The organism is bacterium, assembly GCA_030693425.1.
In the GTDB taxonomy this organism is placed as follows: domain Bacteria; phylum Patescibacteriota; class Minisyncoccia; order Minisyncoccales; family GWA2-46-15; genus GWA2-46-15.
Genome location: JAUYAM010000002.1, coordinates 234,694 through 250,859, shown reverse-complemented (window position 1 = coordinate 250,859; position 16,166 = coordinate 234,694). Strand labels below are relative to the sequence as shown.

General features: G+C 46.0%; 20 protein-coding genes. All 20 read left to right on the top strand.

The window, feature by feature from the left end; translation table 11 throughout:
* The first annotated feature begins 6 nt into the window (after positions 1-6).
* Positions 7-1,284 (top strand): preprotein translocase subunit SecY, encoded by a 1,278-nt coding sequence (secY, locus tag Q8N16_01755; protein ID MDP3093465.1) that lies wholly within the window; start codon positions 7-9, stop codon positions 1,282-1,284.
* Positions 1,285-1,409: 125 nt separating this feature from the next.
* On the top strand, positions 1,410-2,120 hold the full coding sequence (locus Q8N16_01750; protein ID MDP3093464.1) for a nucleoside monophosphate kinase: 711 nt from the start codon (positions 1,410-1,412) through the stop codon (positions 2,118-2,120).
* A gap of 28 nt (positions 2,121-2,148) precedes the next feature.
* Entirely contained in the window at positions 2,149-2,961 is an 813-nt protein-coding gene (locus tag Q8N16_01745) for a M24 family metallopeptidase (GenBank protein ID MDP3093463.1), read from the top strand.
* 63 nt (positions 2,962-3,024) lie between these two features.
* Entirely contained in the window at positions 3,025-3,279 is a 255-nt protein-coding gene (locus Q8N16_01740) for a hypothetical protein (protein MDP3093462.1), read from the top strand.
* 91 nt (positions 3,280-3,370) lie between these two features.
* Positions 3,371-4,087: a glycosyltransferase family 2 protein gene (locus Q8N16_01735; GenBank protein ID MDP3093461.1), complete on the top strand. Its 717-nt coding sequence runs from the start codon at positions 3,371-3,373 to the stop codon at positions 4,085-4,087.
* Positions 4,088-4,106: 19 nt separating this feature from the next.
* Positions 4,107-5,180, top strand: coding sequence for a galactose-1-phosphate uridylyltransferase (gene galT / locus Q8N16_01730; GenBank protein ID MDP3093460.1), 1,074 nt, complete (start codon positions 4,107-4,109; stop codon positions 5,178-5,180).
* Positions 5,177-5,623, top strand: coding sequence for a small multi-drug export protein (locus Q8N16_01725; protein ID MDP3093459.1), 447 nt, complete (start codon positions 5,177-5,179; stop codon positions 5,621-5,623). Before galT ends, Q8N16_01725 begins: the two co-directional genes overlap by 4 nt.
* Positions 5,624-5,652: 29 nt before the next feature.
* Positions 5,653-6,396, top strand: coding sequence for a triose-phosphate isomerase family protein (locus Q8N16_01720; GenBank protein MDP3093458.1), 744 nt, complete (start codon positions 5,653-5,655; stop codon positions 6,394-6,396).
* A gap of 100 nt (positions 6,397-6,496) precedes the next feature.
* Positions 6,497-7,429 (top strand): hypothetical protein, encoded by a 933-nt coding sequence (locus tag Q8N16_01715; GenBank protein ID MDP3093457.1) that lies wholly within the window; start codon positions 6,497-6,499, stop codon positions 7,427-7,429.
* A gap of 71 nt (positions 7,430-7,500) precedes the next feature.
* A complete protein-coding gene (locus Q8N16_01710; GenBank protein ID MDP3093456.1) occupies positions 7,501-8,001 on the top strand; it encodes a ribonuclease H-like YkuK family protein in 501 nt (166 codons plus the stop codon).
* 44 nt (positions 8,002-8,045) lie between these two features.
* A complete protein-coding gene (mnmA, locus tag Q8N16_01705; GenBank protein ID MDP3093455.1) occupies positions 8,046-9,278 on the top strand; it encodes a tRNA 2-thiouridine(34) synthase MnmA in 1,233 nt (410 codons plus the stop codon).
* Positions 9,279-9,352: 74 nt separating this feature from the next.
* Positions 9,353-9,505: a type II toxin-antitoxin system HicB family antitoxin gene (locus Q8N16_01700; GenBank protein MDP3093454.1), complete on the top strand. Its 153-nt coding sequence runs from the start codon at positions 9,353-9,355 to the stop codon at positions 9,503-9,505.
* 394 nt (positions 9,506-9,899) lie between these two features.
* A complete protein-coding gene (locus Q8N16_01695; protein ID MDP3093453.1) occupies positions 9,900-10,253 on the top strand; it encodes a hypothetical protein in 354 nt (117 codons plus the stop codon).
* Positions 10,254-10,550: 297 nt separating this feature from the next.
* On the top strand, positions 10,551-12,401 hold the full coding sequence (locus Q8N16_01690) for an alanine--tRNA ligase (protein MDP3093452.1): 1,851 nt from the start codon (positions 10,551-10,553) through the stop codon (positions 12,399-12,401).
* 82 nt (positions 12,402-12,483) lie between these two features.
* Positions 12,484-13,809 (top strand): hypothetical protein, encoded by a 1,326-nt coding sequence (locus Q8N16_01685; GenBank protein ID MDP3093451.1) that lies wholly within the window; start codon positions 12,484-12,486, stop codon positions 13,807-13,809.
* Positions 13,810-13,863: 54 nt separating this feature from the next.
* Positions 13,864-14,100, top strand: coding sequence for a translation initiation factor IF-1 (infA, locus tag Q8N16_01680; GenBank protein ID MDP3093450.1), 237 nt, complete (start codon positions 13,864-13,866; stop codon positions 14,098-14,100).
* A 219-nt stretch (positions 14,101-14,319) separates the two neighbouring features.
* Positions 14,320-14,433: a 50S ribosomal protein L36 gene (rpmJ, locus tag Q8N16_01675; protein ID MDP3093449.1), complete on the top strand. Its 114-nt coding sequence runs from the start codon at positions 14,320-14,322 to the stop codon at positions 14,431-14,433.
* A 95-nt stretch (positions 14,434-14,528) separates the two neighbouring features.
* Positions 14,529-14,918 (top strand): 30S ribosomal protein S13, encoded by a 390-nt coding sequence (rpsM, locus tag Q8N16_01670; GenBank protein ID MDP3093448.1) that lies wholly within the window; start codon positions 14,529-14,531, stop codon positions 14,916-14,918.
* Positions 14,919-15,046: 128 nt separating this feature from the next.
* Positions 15,047-15,493: a 30S ribosomal protein S11 gene (gene rpsK, locus Q8N16_01665; protein MDP3093447.1), complete on the top strand. Its 447-nt coding sequence runs from the start codon at positions 15,047-15,049 to the stop codon at positions 15,491-15,493.
* Between the two features lie 4 nt (positions 15,494-15,497).
* Positions 15,498-16,145, top strand: a complete 648-nt coding sequence (rpsD, locus tag Q8N16_01660; GenBank protein ID MDP3093446.1) for a 30S ribosomal protein S4 — start codon at positions 15,498-15,500, stop codon at positions 16,143-16,145.
* The last annotated feature ends 21 nt before the right edge of the window (positions 16,146-16,166 follow it).

Genomic DNA, 16,166 nt, shown 5'->3' with positions numbered 1-16,166 from the left:
GCTTTTATGTGGTACAGAAAGGTTTTGCAAATATTCAAGGTGCCCGAGCTTCGCAATAAGGTCCTTTTTGTCTTGGGCATTTTCGCCATTTTTAGGATTATGGCCAATATCCCGATTCCGGGCATTGAAGCGGAAAAGCTCCGCCAGTTTTTCGAGGGCAACCAGTTCTTCGGGCTTTTGAATATCTTTTCCGGAGGCGCTTTAGACAACCTGTCGATCGTCATGCTCGGCTTGGGACCCTACATCACCGGCACCATCATCCTCCAGCTTCTGACGATGATCTTTCCGGCCTTAGAAAAGCTTTACAAGGAAGAAGGGGAAAGGGGCCGCCAGAAATTCAATCAGTACGGCAGGATTCTGACCATTCCCCTGGCCGTGCTTCAGGGCTATGCCATGCTTTCAATATTCCATCAGCAGGGGATTGTCGGCAAGCTTGAGCCCTTGGCTCTTTTGACTTCGCTTTTGACGATCAGCGCCGGTACGATGATGCTGGTCTGGTTGGGCGAGCTGATTTCCGAAAAGAAGATTGGCAACGGCGTTTCCCTGCTGATTTTTGCCGGCATTATCGCCGAGTTCCCAAACAACATTCGCCAGATGGCCGCCACTTACGATCCGACTCGGCTTTTCTCCTACATTCTTTTCTTCGTTTCTTCTCTGGCGATCATCGGCGGAGTCGTTTTGATCACTGAAGCTCGAAGGAATATTCCGGTTTCCTACGCTAAAAGAGTCAGAGGCACCAAGCTCTACGGCGGAGTCTCCACCTATCTGCCTTTAAATATTAATCCGGCCGGCGTCATTCCGATTATCTTTGCCATATCTTTCCTGCTATTCCCGACGATGCTGGCCAATTTTTTCGGCGGCCTGGCCGGCCCGGTCGGCAGCTTTTTCAAGCAAATGGGAGTTTTTTTTCAGAACCAAGTGGTTTACGGCATCCTCTATTTTGTCCTGGTTTTCGTCTTCACTTTTTTCTATACGATGGTCACCTTTGATCCAAAGAGTATTGCCAACAATTTACAGAAAATGGGCGGTTTTGTTCCCGGGATCAGACCGGGCGCCTCTACCGCCACTTTTATTTCTATGATTTTAAACCGGGTGCTGGTCGTGGGAGCGTTCTTTTTGGGCTTAATCGCGGTCATGCCTTCAATCGTCCAAGGGATAACCGGAGTCCAGGCGTTCCAATTTTTGGTCGGCGGCACCTCACTTTTGATCGTCGTCTCGGTCGTTCTGGAGACGATCCGCGCCGTCAACTCCCAGCTGGAGATGAGAGAGTACGACACCTTCTAACCAGTATTTGGTATTTAGTATCTAGTATTTAGTATCGGCTGTAAATACAAAATACGAAATACAAGATACAAAATACAAAGACAAAACACCCTCATTTTAAGAATAAAAATTGAAATCAAAGTAAAATGACAAAAAATGTAAAGCGGGTGGTGATAGTCATGGGGCCGCCCGGAAGCGGCAAAGGCACCCAGGCCAGTCTTTTATCGGACAAGCTCAATTTGTATTATCTGGAAACGAGCAAAGTGCTTGAGGCGAGAATAATGAATGCCCGAAAGGGAGAGTTTACGGTTGTTGGCGGCAAGAAATATTTTCTCAGTGACGAGAAAAAAAGATGGCAAACAGGACTTTTAAACAGCGACCCCTTCACTAATTTTCTGATGAGAGAAAAGATTTCCGAGTTTTTTGCCAAAGGCGAGAGCTTGCTTTTGGCGGGCAGCCCCCGATCGGTTGACCAGGCAAAAGATTTGCTGCCTTTCTTAAAAAAGCTTTACGGCGCCAAAAATATCAAAGTTATTCTGCTTGAGGTTTCTGCCAAGGAAAGCATTTTCCGCAACTCTCACCGGAAAATCTGCGAGCTTATGCGCCACCCGATCCTTTATTCAAAAGAAACGCTTAAATTGAAGCGCTGCCCGCTTGATGGCTCAAAATTATTGAAAAGAAAGAAATTGGACGATCCAAAAACCATCAGGGCTCGCCTCGAGGTTTATAAAAATACGACTTTGCCTATGGTTGGTTATTTCAAAAAACAAGGGATTTCCGTCAAAAGAATCAACGGCTCTCCGGCGCCGGCCATTGTTTTTAAAAACATTCTAAAGGTTCTAGGCGAAAAAGCGTAGGAGGTCCGACCTCCTTTATCTTGAGCTTATGATTTTAATTAAAACTTCAGAGGAAATTAAGATAATGGCTGAAGGCGGTAAGATCCTGGCTAAAATAATGGCAGAGCTGGAAAAAGCGATAGGGCCCGGAATCGCCACCAAAGAGTTAAACAGGCTCGCCGAGGGCCTGATTTTTGAGTTTGGAGGAAAACCTTCTTTCAAGGACTATGACGGTTTTCCCGCCAGCCTTTGCGTTTCTATAAACGAGCAGGTTGTCCATGCCTTGCCCGGCTCCAGGATTATCAAACAGGGCGATCTGGTTTCTTTAGACCTCGGGATTTTATACAAGGGGCTTCATACCGACATGGCGAGAACATTTGCCGTAGGCAAAGCCAGCCCTTTGGCGGAAAAACTGATCGTTGTCACCAAAAAGGCGCTGGAAATTGCCAAAAAAACGGCAAAGCCGGGAATTAAGCTAGAAGACATCAGCCGGGCAATCCAGCAATATGTTGAATCTCAAGTCTATTCGGTCCAAGGGACCGACGACCCGTCCCAAGCGAAGCTTGGGAATAGGGGTTTTAATGTTATCAGAGAGCTTTGCGGCCATGGTATAGGCCGGGAATTACACGAAGAGCCCCAGATCCTGAACTTTGTCGGCGAGGACTATGGCGGAGACGAAGAAGTTATTTTAAAAGAGGGCATGGTTTTTTGCGTCGAGCCGATGGTGGCGGCAGGACACTGGAAACTGAAAAAATCTTCAGACAGCTTTGGCTACGAGACTAAAGACGGCAGTTTATCCTGCCATTTTGAGGACACGGTAGCCTTGACCGTCAAAGGGCTTGAGGTCTTGACCAGGTTGTAAAATCGTGGTTTATTAAAGGCAAATTTCAATTTTTCATATCCCACTTTCAAGAAGGAGGAAGAAATGGCTGTTCCAGAGGGTTTTTCGACCTTCCACGACTTTTCAAAAGCCAGAAGCCTTAGGGGGAAAACAGTCATTGTTGACAAGGGCGTCCCCCCTCAGGGAGTTCATTTGACAGAGCCGATGAGGGTTATTCAGGTTAAGCGCTCATCGCTAAGGGGGATAATCTGTATACTCGTGTTGGCCATGGACCAAAAGGACTCAATAGAACTGCTGGTTTGGGAGGACACGCCGATCAAAATCGTTCAGCAGCGATAACAACGGCCGGCCAGCGCGTCGGCCCACGTAAGTAAAAACACTCCTTCGGGAGTGTTTTTCGTTTTCTTTGGAGTGTGGTAAAATTAAATTGATGAAACTTTCAGTCATAATTCCGGCTTACAATGAGGAAAGGCGATTACCCAAGACTTTGGGGGAAATTGACGTTTATCTAAAGCGGCAGACTTTTGATTATGAAATCATTGTTGTCAGTGATGGCTCAAAAGACGGCACAGCCGCAGTTGTCAGGGGCCTGGCCTCTGTAATTCAAAATTTGCGGTTGATTGATAATAAAGAAAATCATGGCAAGGGCTATGTCGTCAGGCAGGGATTATTGGGGGCAGGGGGGGATTATCGGCTTTTTACGGACGCTGACAACTCTACTGCCATCAGCGAAATTGAAAAAATGTGGCCTGAATTGGAAAAAGGCATTGAAATAGTGATCGGCTCGAGGGATATTAAGGGAGCGATAATTGAGCCGCCCCAGCCGTTTTACCGGGTAATGCTGGGAAATATATTTAATTTGATTGTTCAAGCAATTTTGGGGCTTTGGGGTATTTGGGATACCCAATGCGGTTTTAAAATCATGTCCGCCAGCGCTTGCCAAAAAATCCTGCCTAAGTGTCGAATTGACCGTTGGGCGTTTGACCCGGAGATTTTGGTTCTCGCCAAAAAAATGGGATATAAGATCGGCCAGACTCCGGTGCGCTGGGCCAATGATCCGGAGAGCAAGGTGAAATTCAAGGGCATGGTCAGGATGCTGTTAGAAGTGTTGCAGATTAGATGGAACATGATAAGGGGCAGATACTAAAAACGTAAAGCTTAAAGCTATGCCGTTTTCGAAAGAACAATCGGGAGTTAACGCTAATAAACAAAAGTTTCCATCCGAGCTTCGTTTTGATTTGGCTTCTCGGGATTGGGTAGTGATTGCTACGGGCCGGGCAAAACGGCCGGAAATGTTCAAGGGAGAAAAAAAGGCGGAGGCGAAAATGTCGGAAAAGGATTGCCCTTTTTGCCAGATTGGAACCCAGGAAAGGCCGGTGGCTGTTTATTACAAGGGGAAGGGGATCAGCGTTTTGGAAGAATGGCCAATGGCAAAGCCGTATAAGAATTGGACAACGATAATAATTCCCAACAAATACCCGGCGTTTTTGCCGCATCCTCATTTAGACGAAACAATTGAAGGCGGGCTTTATCAGCGTTTGAATGCGGTTGGCTATCACGAGTTGATCATCACCGCTGATCATGAGAAATCATTGGCTTTGTTGCCAGAAAGCCATATTAAGGAGGTAATTGACGCTTATCAGGAAAGGTTTTCTGAATTGAAAAGAGAGGATTTTGTCAGCTATGTTTCCATTTTTCATAATCACGGCAAAGAAGCGGGAGCCAGCCAGCCGCATCCTCATTCGCAATTAATCACTACGCCTTTGTTGGACGTTGATTTGATTCAGGCCCTGGTGAATTCAGAGCGGTTTTTCAAAAAGCATAATAAATGCCTTTACTGCGAGATGACAGCTTGGGAATTGAAAACAAGGAAAAGGATTGTCTTTGAAAATGAAGAGTTTGTTGTTCTTTGCCCGTTTGCTTCAAAAACCGCCTTTGAAATGATCATTTCTCCGAAAAAACATTCTTCGCAATTTGAAGAGGCAAAAGAATCGCAGAAGGAGCATTTGGCCGAGGCATTCAAAAAAGCGCTCGCTAAGCTTTATTACGGTTTGGGCAATCCGGCTTATAATTTTTATCTGCACACCGCGCCTTGCGACGGCAAGGATTATAGCTATTACCATTGGCACTGGACTATTTTACCGAAAACCAATATTTCTGCCGGCTTTGAGATCGGTACCAGGATTGAGATATCAACAATTGAGCCGGAAAAAGCGGCGGAGTATTTAAGAAAACAATGATTCCTGAAATCAAGGTATTCCTTGTGGCGATGTCGCCGATAGTGGAATTGCGGGGCGCCATTCCTCTGGCTTTAAAGGTTTACGGCTTGTCTCTATGGGAAGCGTATATTTTGTCGGTAGCTGGGAATCTGGTGCCCTTGTTAGGCATTGTTATTTTCGGCAGGCCCATCGCCAAGTTTTTATCAAGAATGCACCCGAGTTTTCAAAAGTTTTTTGATTGGCTTTTTAACGCCGTCGGGAAAAAGGCATCTGTCTTGCTAGGGAAAATAGGCAGCGATTTGACGGTATTAGTACTGACGGCTCTTCCCATACCATTTGTTGGCGGCTGGACAGGAGCGATTGCCGCCATGCTGTTAGATGTACCCAAGAAAAGAGGGGCTATTTTGGTGGTCTTGGGGGCAATGATTAGCGGGCTAATAGTCGCTTTTGTATCTAGTATTTAGCATTTTGTATTTAGTATGCGAGACAAAAAATGAAAAAATACATTATTTTTAACTGGAAGTGCAACCCGTCCGATTGGCAGGAAGCCAAGAACCTTTTGACTGTTATTAAATCCAAGCCGAAGTTTTTGAAAAAGTACGATGTTTTTGTGGCTACCCCCTTTGTTTATTTGGAGAAGCTGGCCAAAGAAAAAGGGATTAAAACTTGCGCCCAGGATTGCTTTTGGGAACAAGAAGGACCTTTTACGGGCGAGGTTTCGCCTCTGATGATTAAAAACCTTGACTGCGATTATGTCCTTTTAGGCCATTCTGAAAGAAAACGGATTTTCGGCGAAACCGAAAGAACTATTAATAAAAAACTTAAAGCTGTGCTGGACGTGGGATTATGCCCTATTTTGTTCTTTGGCGAATTAAAACAAATGTCCCAGGCTGCGGCAAAAAAGGAAATTGTCAGCCAGCTAGGGAAGCTTTTGGCCGGGGTGGAGAAAAAGTTTTTATCGCGGATTTTATTTGTTTACGAGCCGGCTTTTGCCGTCAGCACCCAGGGCAATAAGGTCTTGAGCTCTCGGAGAGTCAAAGAAAAAACTGGCTTTATCCGCCGCTTTCTCAGGCAAAAGTTTCCTTTTATGCCGGAAATTCTTTATGGCGGCAGCGTAGACGGCAGTAATATAAAGGATTACTTGAGTCGGGGCGGGGTAGAGGGCGTTGTTGTCGGCCAGGCGTCATTGAATTTAAAGCAGGTGAAAAAAATCATTTCTGCGGGTTTGAAAGAATGAGTTTAACAAGATTTTTCTCACGGGCCAGTCGGGAAAAAGACGATCTTTAATATCGTTTCGCATTGTCACTCTACTGCTACGTAGCAGTAGAGTGAGGAAAATGAAACTTAATCTCTTAAAGTTAATAATTTTTTTTGTTGCCGGATTGTTTCTATTCGGTTTTTGTTTTTTTGCTTTTAGCCAGACTCTAAATGCCGGTTTTGCCAGCAGCCTTTGGTATTCCAAAGATCCTTTTTTTGTTGGAGAAAGAATCAGGATTTACACTGCTTTCCAGAACCATTCGGGTTATGATCTGACAGGCAAAATTAGCTTTTTTGACGAACAAAACCTGATCGGAGAAACGGATTTTACCGCTGTGAACAACAGCTTGGTGGAAAAATGGGTTGACTGGCAAGCCAGTTTTGGCGACCACAGCTTTACCGTTAAGCTTTCTGACGTTAAAAAATCAGAGCCGGGTAAGGCGGCAGAATCAGTCAGTCTGAGCTTGCAAGTTTCCCTGCCCGATCGGAAATTCGTTGACTACGACAGCGACCAAGACGGTTTATCCGACGAACAAGAATTATTGTTTAAAACTGATCCCAGGGAGCTCGACACAGACAAAGACGGCTTATCTGACGGCCAAGAAATAAATCAAGGAACCGATCCTTTGGTTCAAGAAAAGAATTTAGCGCAGAAGGAAAATGCTCTGCCCGAGCAGGTCCAGGAAGCGACGGTCAAGACTTTGAATTTCGTGGAAAAACAAAGGCAAAAAGCCATTGTTGAACTAGACAGGATTTTGGTTGAGCAAAAACAGAAAACCGGCCAGGCGGCTGGCGAAAAAGCTTGGCTTGAGCCGCAAATTAAGCTACTGAATCAGAACCTTCCTTTTATGAAAATTCCCGAAGATATGCTGACCCGAAGCAATCTGTTCGTTGCCGGCATCTCCCTGCTGATAACCGTACTCAAGGTTGACTGGTTGTTCTGGCCGCTTTTGATTGTTTTGGCTTTGTTTTGTTTCAAGGCGATAAGGTTTTTTTTGAGAAGAAGAAGCTAGGATTTAGCTTTTGGATTTTATAACGCCTTTCCGTTGATTTTTTCATCTTTTTCTGGTATTTTAAGATAATTATGCGAGAAGACTTGTTCTACAATCCGAGTCGCGGCTATCTCTCATTCGGTCAGGTCATTGGAGAGATTATCCGCTATATTCAGGAGATTCCGGACAGATTTTACGATGTCATTGTCGGCTGCGACTCTTCTTCTTCCGATTCGCCGGAGTTTCCTTTGGTCGTCGTTGTCCTAAGGAAAGGTGAGGGCGGAAGATTCTTCCTGAAAAGAATCCATTACCAGAACAAAAAGTTCTATAACTGGAAAACCAGGATATTAGAAGAGGTTTTGCTTTCTTGCGATTTGGCTTTGGATTTAAGAGAGGAGCTTGAGAAAGAGATAAAAAACATCGGAGAACCATTGTCCTACGAGTTCCGCTATATCCACGCCGACATCGGCGAGGCCGGCCAGACTAGAGAAATGATCAGGGAGGTAGCCGGGATTATCAGGGGCAACGGTTTTGAGCCAAAGCTAAAACCCGAGGCTTTTGCCGCCTCGAACGTGGCCGACCGCTACACCTAAACTTGTATCTAGTATATAGTATTTGGTATTTAGTATTTGTTTTAATGGATACAAGATACAAGATACAAGATACGAGATACAAGGCGCATAGGGTGTTCGTTGCTTTGTCTGGCGGCGTCGACTCTTCTGTGACCGCCTTTTTGTTGAAAAAAGCAGGCTATGATATTTCCTGCGTTTTTATGAGATTCTGGAGAAATCCCCGTTTTCCGGAGGAGAATCCCTGCTGCTCTCTGGAGTCTGAGACAAGAGCCAGGATCTTGGCCAAGAGCCTTAAAGCCCCTTTTTTTATCTTTGATTTTGAGAAAGAGTTCAAGGAAGAAGTTGTCGATTATTTCTTAGAACGGACAGGACAAGGTTTTACGCCAAACCCATGCGTTGTCTGCAACCAGGAGATAAAATTCGGCTTATTCTTGAAAAAATCCCTGAAAATGGGTGCTGATTTTGTCGCCACCGGGCACTACGCGAGAATCGCTCGACATCAAGGCTTTCAGACACCAGATGTCCAAATCCCGGCGAGATTTGGCATCCTACGCGCTCGCCCCGTCACCGAGCACAAAAGCGTTTTGTGCTCGGACCATGCTGACGGGGCTGCGCGAGTTGTCTGCCAGCCTTATGTCTCGCTGCTTAAGGCAAAAGACAGGGAGAAAGACCAGTCTTATTTTTTGTGGCGGCTGAGCCAAAAGCAGTTAAGCCGGACTTTGTTTCCCGTCGGCGATTACACGAAAACAGAAGTGAGAAAACTTGCCTCAAGGCACAAACTGGCTGCCGCCAGGACTAAAGACAGCCAGAATCTCTGCTTTCTGGCCGGAGAGACAGCAGAGTTTCTCAAAAATTATTTAAAAGGCAAAGCCGGCGCCATTGTTGATAGTAAAAGCAAGATTATCGGTCGGCATCCGGGACTGGGATTTTTTACCATCGGTCAGAGGCAGGGGATAGTCGCTAATCTCTTCCCAAAAGAGCAGAGTCGAGGTCCCTTTTATGTTTTGAAAAAGGATTTAAAGAGGAATACCTTGATAGTGACAACAAAGGAAAAGGATTTGTTTAAAAAAGAGCTTATAGCGGCAAGGATTAACTGGATCTTCGGGAGACCTCCAAAACTGCCCTTAAAAGTAAAAGCAAGGATTCGTTCTCGGCAAAAAGAGGTTGAGGCTCTAATCTCTGAAGCAGGAAAGAGAATCAGAGTTAATTTCAAAAAGCCGGAAAGAGCCATCACTCCCGGCCAATCAATTGTTTTTTACAAAGGAGAAGAATTATTGGGAGGGGGAGTCATTCTTTGAATGAAGCCAAGTTTTCCACAAAGATCTATTTTAAAAATTTGACGCAGTCGTTGAAAACCGTATAATGAGAATATATGGCAAAACAATTCACCGCAATATATAAAAAAAGTGGGAAATGGCATTTGGGCTGGATAGAAGAAATTCCCGGCGTTAATACTCAAGGAAGAACGCTTCAAGAAGCAAAAGAAAATCTTAAAGAGGCGCTTTTGTTGATTTTAGTTTTTTAACCTCGTTGATTAATTATTTGGCATACCCCGCAGCCCCTCGGGCTCTTTGGATCTTAACTGTTTAACCCCTCGGGTTAAACATCGGAAGATGACAGATTTAGTTCAAAAGTCCCGCCTTATCATTGCTATAGCAACGGTAAGACGGGGTTTTGGCAATAGTATTGACAGGTGGAGAAATGTATGCTATAATTTAGACAGAATAAAGGATGTTCTTTGAAAGATAAATAGGGATTGAAATGAAACTCCCCGGGAGTTAATCAGCAGCAATTTGGTTGAAACTAGGTTTTAGCCAAATTGCTGCTTGAGTAGTTTTCCTGGGGACGGACAGGATAGCGTGTCAGGTAGCCCGACACAAAGAACGTCGGAAACTGTTATAGTATCTGGAGGTGGAAAAATGGAAACCTTAAAAAAGATTGCTCGATTTTGCATTTTGACAGCCCTGCCCTGTTGGGCCGTGGTGTTCACGGTGGGGATTTTTTTCCCCGACCATGCAAATGATTGGTGGAATGGCGCCTGCGCGATCGTCGGCGCTCTCACCGCTCTAATAGGCGCGGGTATCCATTTATCCATTTGCCTGTTCTGGCTTTTCGCTGGGACGGCAGTGTTTTTGGTGGAGGCACACTGTTTGTACCTCTATATCCGCCAGCTCTTTTCTCGTTCTGAATTCGAATGGAAGGAATTCGAACGTAAGATCAAGGAGGAGTGGTATCAGATCGACATCATGTCGTTTGCTATAAGTGATCTCTAGTTCATTAATCAAAAAAGCGGGTTCGGAGGAAACCCGCTTTTTGATTTTGTCAGCGTCTGCTTTTTTAATAGCTGTTTTTTTGTTCCACAGAGTTGCTTAGCTTAGCTAAGCAACTACCCTTTTTCATTGGAGAAGAAAAGTGTCCCGAGGTCAGACCTCGGGACACTAGGCACCCAGGTCTTGTTGATGAGTTGCGGTTCAGCTACGATCGTAGCTGAAGTTCTATTGCCATGCGATTGAACTTGATCCGAGGACTCCATTTTACCAAGGTTGGTTTTTTTGTTATCATTAACTATTATGACCTCTCGAGAGATTCGTCAAAAGTTTTTGGAGTTTTTTGAGAAAAGAGGGCACAAAATTATTCCGCCCTCTCCCTTGGTATTGGCCAATGACCCGACCACGCTTTTTACTTCTTCGGGAATGCAGCCTTTAGTACCGTATTTATTAGGCGAGCCGCATCCTTCGGGAAGCAAGCGTTTGGCAGATTCGCAACCTTCAATACGCGTTAGCGACATTGAAGAAGTGGGCGATAATCGGCACGACACTTTTTTTGAGATGCTGGGCAACTGGTCGCTCGGCGATTACTTTAAGGCTGAACAATTGCCTTGGGTTTTTGAATTTTTGACAAAAGAGTTAGGGTTTTCAAAAAATAATCTTTGGGTTTCTGTTTTTAAGGGCGACAAGGCTACGAGCGTGCCTCGGGACGAAGAGTCTTTTGCTATTTGGAAAAAACTAGGAATACCGGAGGAAAGAATCTTTTTTTACGGGGTGAAAAATAACTGGTGGTCAAGGTCAGGCGAGCCCAAAAGCATGCCTTTGGGAGAAATCGGGGGTCCGGATTCCGAGGTTTTCTTTGAGTTTACCGACGTTCCCCACGATCCTAAATACGGATTGAGTTGCCATCCTAATTGCGACTGCGGCCGGTTTTTGGAGATAGGGAATTCGGTTTTTATTCAGTACCAGAAGCAAGCGGACGGCTCCTTGAAAGAACTGCCTCAAAAGAATGTTGATTTCGGCGGGGGGTTGGAAAGAATCACCGCGGCGGTCAATCATACTCCCGACATTTTCCAGACCGATCTTTTTTGGCCGATCATTAAAAAACTAGAGCAGATTTCAGGCAAGATCTATGGGAAAGACGTTTTAGAAACCAGAGCGATGCGCTTAATTAGCGACCATTTGAAAGCCGCCGCCATGATTGCCCATAGCGGCGTTTTTCCCTCAAATAAGACTCAGGGCTATATCTTGAGGCGGCTTTTGCGCCGGGCTTTGCTAGCGCTAAAAAAACTTGATTTGAGCATGACAAGTTTTCCTTTTGAGGAGATTATTGGGGAGGTTGCCGCAATCTACAACGATGTTTTCCCGGAACTAGGCATAACTGCAAAAGAAATAGCCCAGGTTTTTAGCGAGGAAGCCGGCCGCTTTGAAAAAGCCTTGAGTCAGGGAATAAAAGAATTGGGCAAATCCGCAGAGATTGACGCCAGAACCGCTTTTTACGTCTTTGAGACTTTCGGCTTGCCTTATGAGGTGATTGAAGAAATTGCCAAAGCCCGGGGGCAGAAAATAGAAAAACTGGAGTTTGAGGAAGAATTGGAAAAGCACCAACAGCTCTCAAAAGGCGCCAGCGAGCACGTTTTCCGCGGCGGCCTGGCAGACCAGAGCTACGAGGTAACAAAATACCATACCGCCACCCATATTCTGCACCAGGCTCTAAGGCTGGTTTTGGGAGAAAGCGTACGGCAGGAAGGTAGCAACATTACCGCCAAGCGCTTGAGATTTGACTTCAGCCATCACCAGAAACTGACATCAGAGCAGATTAAACAGATTGAAGAGCTGGTCAACCAGAAGATTCAAGAAAATCTGCCGGTGGTCTGTGAAATCATAGACAGAGACTTGGCTTTTAAAATGGGAGCCCTCGGGTTTTTTAGGGAAAAATACGGAGACAAGGTCAAAGTCTATTCTATCAGCGACCCTTCGACAAGGAGTTCGACTGAGGCTCACTCGAAGTCCTCAGGGCCTCCTTTCAGTCGGGAGATCTGCGGCGGTCCGCATGTTAAGGAAACTGGCGAGCTGGGCCGTTTTAAAATCGTCAAGGAAGAAGCGGTCAGCGCGGGAGTTCGGAGGATCAAGGCCATTCTGGCGCCCATTTAAACGTCTTAACACCCTAACAATTTAACAAAATTCACCGGTTGTGTTTGTATGTTTAAATGTTAAAATGCTAGAATGATTTAACATGGTTAAAAAAATCTTTGACATTATTCCTCCAGATAAGATAGATATTTCCGAAAAGAAGCCAGAAATTCTGCCGGCTGAGGTTTTGCCGGAGATGAAAGAAAAGTTGGAACCAAAGAAGGTCGTCAGAAACAGGCCAGTTGACGACATCAAGCCAGTCCCGTCGCAGCGGGATTTTCCGAGTAAAAAGATTTTGCTTTGGCTGATTTCCTTCACCCTGTTGGTCGGCGGAATAGCTTTGGCTTACTTTTTCCTTCCGGTAGTCAAGATCGATGTCTGGCTGAAAACGGAAACCCTGACTGCAAAAGAAAAGATTGAAATCAGCGAGGCTCAGAAAACGGTTGATCCTTTAACCCGCGTCCTCCCGGGCAGGGTCATTGCCGAAGAACAGACTCTTTCCCAAGAGTTTTTAGCTACTGGCAAAGCTTTTAAAGAAATGAAGGCCGAGGGAGTGGTCACTATTTTCAATGATTACTCGACTGCCAGCCAGTCTTTGATGGCCACCACCAGGTTTGTTTCCAGCGACGGCAAGCTCTTCAGGCTGGTTGAAAGAGCGGTTGTTCCCGGCCAGGCAACCGAAAAAGGCAAGCTCGTTCCCGGAACGGTCGAGGCCAAGGTCAGAGCCGATGCTTCCGGACCTGATTACAATATTGGGCCTTCGACTTTCTCGATACCGGGATTTGCCGGAACCCCGAAATACACCGCTTTTCACGCTAAATCTTCTTCAGCCATGAAAGGAGGCTTTAAAGGAGAAACTGCAGTCGTTTCAGCCGAAGATTTGAATAAAGCCAAAGAGGCGGTCAGGTCCAGGCTCGGGGCAAAGATTGACAGCATTCTTCAAAGCAAGGCGGTGGCCGGTTTGGTTCTGGCGAAAGAAAGCGTTCCTCTGATTGTTGCTGACGAAGGATCAATGGCAAAAGCCGGCGATCCGGTCAAGACTTTCAGCTATCAGGTCAAGGCAAGGACAAGAGCGGTCCTTTTGGCTCAAGAGGATCTGGACGAGCTGGCTCAGAATTACCTTTTCTCAAAGCTGGCGGCTGATCAAAAATCCTTGCCAGAGACTATCAAAATCCTGCCTTTAGTTCAGACAATTGATGAGAAGTCCGGGAAAGCGGCCCTGAATCTTGAGGTTTCCGGAAAGGTCTACTTAGAGCTGAAAGAAGAGTTTCTCAGAGAACAGCTGAAGGAAAAATCCATCCAGGAAGTTGAAAAGACTTTCCAGAACCTGACCCAGGTTGCCCGGGCCAAGATAAAGATTTCCCCTTCTTTTGTCAAAAGACTGCCGAAAGATTCCGGCAAAATAGAAATTATGATTAACTTTGATTAGAGGGGTTGACCCTAATCAGCATTTTTGCTATCTTAAAATCATTCCAACAAATTGATGCCACAAGATAAAAAGATTAGGAAGAGAGGCCTTGTTGTTGAAGCTTTGCGGAGTGCGACTTTTAGGGTGAAGCTCGACGAAGGACCGGAAGCAATCGCCCATCTTTCGGGAAAGCTGAGGATGTACCGGATCAAGATTTTAGCCGGCGATTATGTCCAGGTTGAACTTAGCCCTTACGACGAAAGCCGGGGAAGAATTGTTTACCGAGAATCGACCTTCAGAGCGTCATCTTAAAGACAGCCATATTTGGAAGGTAGCCTGAGACGGAAGATTCTTGTGGTCTGCCCCGCACTAATTTTACGCCTGACGCTTCACGCGAAGCGCGAGTGGCGAATAGCCACATCCCGCTTCTGGGGCGCAGCGCTTCGCTCCAGTTCGGGGTGCAGTTATTCGCTGCGCGCACTGCGCTTAAATTATTCAGAAGTAAAATTAGTGCGGGGTTTGTTACGAAATATGAAGATTAAGGCATCAATAAAGAAAATCTGCAATCACTGTAAGATCGTCCGCAGGAAAAGGCGGGTTTATTTGATCTGCACCAATAGAAAACATAAAATGAGACAAGGCTAACGCAGTATCTTGTATCTAGTAGTTTGTATTTAGTATACGACAGAAGAGAGATTTTAATACTAAATACTAGATACTGAATACTAAATACTAAACATATGCCTCGTATTGTCGGAATCAACATTCCCGAACAGAAACGCCTGGAAGTCGCTTTGACCTATATCTACGGCATCGGCAGGCCTTTGAGCAGGCGGATTTTAACAGCGGCCAATATTTCTTTTGACAAGAAGGCGGCGGATTTGTCGCCGGCGGAAACCAATCTCTTGAAGGAAATCATTGAGAAGAAATATAAGACAGAAGGCGACCTCCGCAGGCAAGTAATGATGGACATCAAAAGGCTGAAGGACGTCGGCGCCTGGCGGGGCATCAGGCATATCAAGAAACTGCCGGTCAGGGGCCAGAGAACGAAAACCAATACCAGGACGGTCAGAGGTAACGTCAGGAAGACGGTCGGATCGGGAAGAAAGCCGGCCGCAGAACCAACCTAAAATTATAAAGTATTTGTCCTCCTCCGCTAAAGCTACGGAAGGACATCCTTCGCTACTCGAGAAATTAGTAATCGAGTATCGTTGGATGGCCTGCCATCCGTAGCCACGAGCGAAGCGAGGGGCGAAGGATGGGGAAAAAAAGAATCATTACAAAATCCGAACCCAGTTCGAATCTCGAGGCCGGGGCCAAAAAAGCAGAAGAAGCTTTGTCTAAGAAAGCCAATTTGGGCATTGACGAAGGCTGCGTTTACATCAACTCCACCTACAACAACACCATTATCAGTTTGACCGATCTCAAGGGCAATGTTCTGACCTGGGTCAGCGCCGGCAACATGGGCTTTAAAGGAACCAGAAAATCGACTCCGTTCGCCGCTTCAAAGGTGGCCGAGGCTTTATCCGACCGGGCCAAGAAGATCGGCGTCAACAGAGTCTGGGTGATTATCAAGGGGATTGGATCGGGCAGGGAATCGGCTCTGAGGTCTTTGGCCGGCCGCGGCCTGGAGATCCTGTCGATCAAGGACGCCACTCCGGTTCCTCACAACGGCTGCCGGCCGCCCAAAGTGAGAAGAGTCTAATCAAATGCTGATCAATTCGAAGTGCAAAATTTGCCGAAGACAGGGAACCAAGCTCTTTTTAAGAGGAGAGCGTTGTTTTTCGCAGAAATGCGCTATGATCAAAAGGCCTTACGCTCCGGGCCTGAGAGGAAAAAGAAGGAAGAAGACGCCCTCAGAATACGCCAAGGAGCTGGCAGAAAAGCAGAAATTGAAGAGATGGTACGGCTTGGGAGAGAGACAGTTCAAAAAATACGTCAAAGAAATCCTGGAAAAGGCCAGAAAGGCGACCTCTGCCAACGCTGAAGACGCCAGCATTCTTTTGGTCAAGAGGCTGGAATCTCGGCTCGACAACGTCATTTTCCGCCTGGGGGTAGTCAGCTCCAGGGCATTGGCCAGGCAATTGGTGTCGCACGGGTTTTTCAAAGTCAACAACCGCCCGGTCGATATCCCGTCCTATCGGGTGAAAAAAGGGGACGAAATCAAGATAAAGCCGGAAAAGCTGAAAAAGAAAGTCTTTCAAAACCTTCTCCAGCTTGCCAAAAAACACAAGCTGCCCGACTGGCTCGAGTTCAAGGCCCAGGCTTTTGAGGCAAAAGTGGTTTCAGATCCAATTTTGGATCAAGAAAGTCTGCCCGCAGAAATTTCCGCCGTCTTTGAATTTTATTCCAGATAAATATATTAGCGTCTAGCGTCT

Excerpts from the sequence above, each read along its gene's own strand:
- Q8N16_01750 (MDP3093464.1), top strand. The coding sequence starts at position 1,410 with ATGACAAAAAATGTAAAGCGGGTGGTGATAGTCATGGGGCCGCCCGGA.
- Q8N16_01685 (MDP3093451.1), top strand. The coding sequence starts at position 12,484 with ATGGTTAAAAAAATCTTTGACATTATTCCTCCAGATAAGATAGATATT.
- mnmA (MDP3093455.1), top strand. The coding sequence starts at position 8,046 with ATGGATACAAGATACAAGATACAAGATACGAGATACAAGGCGCATAGG.
- rpsD (MDP3093446.1), top strand. The coding sequence starts at position 15,498 with ATGCTGATCAATTCGAAGTGCAAAATTTGCCGAAGACAGGGAACCAAG.
- Q8N16_01695 (MDP3093453.1), top strand. The coding sequence starts at position 9,900 with ATGGAAACCTTAAAAAAGATTGCTCGATTTTGCATTTTGACAGCCCTG.
- secY (MDP3093465.1), top strand. The coding sequence starts at position 7 with ATGTGGTACAGAAAGGTTTTGCAAATATTCAAGGTGCCCGAGCTTCGC.
- Q8N16_01735 (MDP3093461.1), top strand. The coding sequence starts at position 3,371 with ATGAAACTTTCAGTCATAATTCCGGCTTACAATGAGGAAAGGCGATTA.
- Q8N16_01700 (MDP3093454.1), top strand. The coding sequence starts at position 9,353 with ATGGCAAAACAATTCACCGCAATATATAAAAAAAGTGGGAAATGGCAT.
- Q8N16_01740 (MDP3093462.1), top strand. The coding sequence starts at position 3,025 with ATGGCTGTTCCAGAGGGTTTTTCGACCTTCCACGACTTTTCAAAAGCC.
- rpmJ (MDP3093449.1), top strand. The coding sequence starts at position 14,320 with ATGAAGATTAAGGCATCAATAAAGAAAATCTGCAATCACTGTAAGATC.
- Q8N16_01745 (MDP3093463.1), top strand. The coding sequence starts at position 2,149 with ATGATTTTAATTAAAACTTCAGAGGAAATTAAGATAATGGCTGAAGGC.
- rpsM (MDP3093448.1), top strand. The coding sequence starts at position 14,529 with ATGCCTCGTATTGTCGGAATCAACATTCCCGAACAGAAACGCCTGGAA.
- Q8N16_01710 (MDP3093456.1), top strand. The coding sequence starts at position 7,501 with ATGCGAGAAGACTTGTTCTACAATCCGAGTCGCGGCTATCTCTCATTC.
- infA (MDP3093450.1), top strand. The coding sequence starts at position 13,864 with ATGCCACAAGATAAAAAGATTAGGAAGAGAGGCCTTGTTGTTGAAGCT.
- Q8N16_01715 (MDP3093457.1), top strand. The coding sequence starts at position 6,497 with ATGAAACTTAATCTCTTAAAGTTAATAATTTTTTTTGTTGCCGGATTG.
- galT (MDP3093460.1), top strand. The coding sequence starts at position 4,107 with ATGCCGTTTTCGAAAGAACAATCGGGAGTTAACGCTAATAAACAAAAG.
- Q8N16_01690 (MDP3093452.1), top strand. The coding sequence starts at position 10,551 with ATGACCTCTCGAGAGATTCGTCAAAAGTTTTTGGAGTTTTTTGAGAAA.
- Q8N16_01725 (MDP3093459.1), top strand. The coding sequence starts at position 5,177 with ATGATTCCTGAAATCAAGGTATTCCTTGTGGCGATGTCGCCGATAGTG.
- rpsK (MDP3093447.1), top strand. The coding sequence starts at position 15,047 with ATGGGGAAAAAAAGAATCATTACAAAATCCGAACCCAGTTCGAATCTC.
- Q8N16_01720 (MDP3093458.1), top strand. The coding sequence starts at position 5,653 with ATGAAAAAATACATTATTTTTAACTGGAAGTGCAACCCGTCCGATTGG.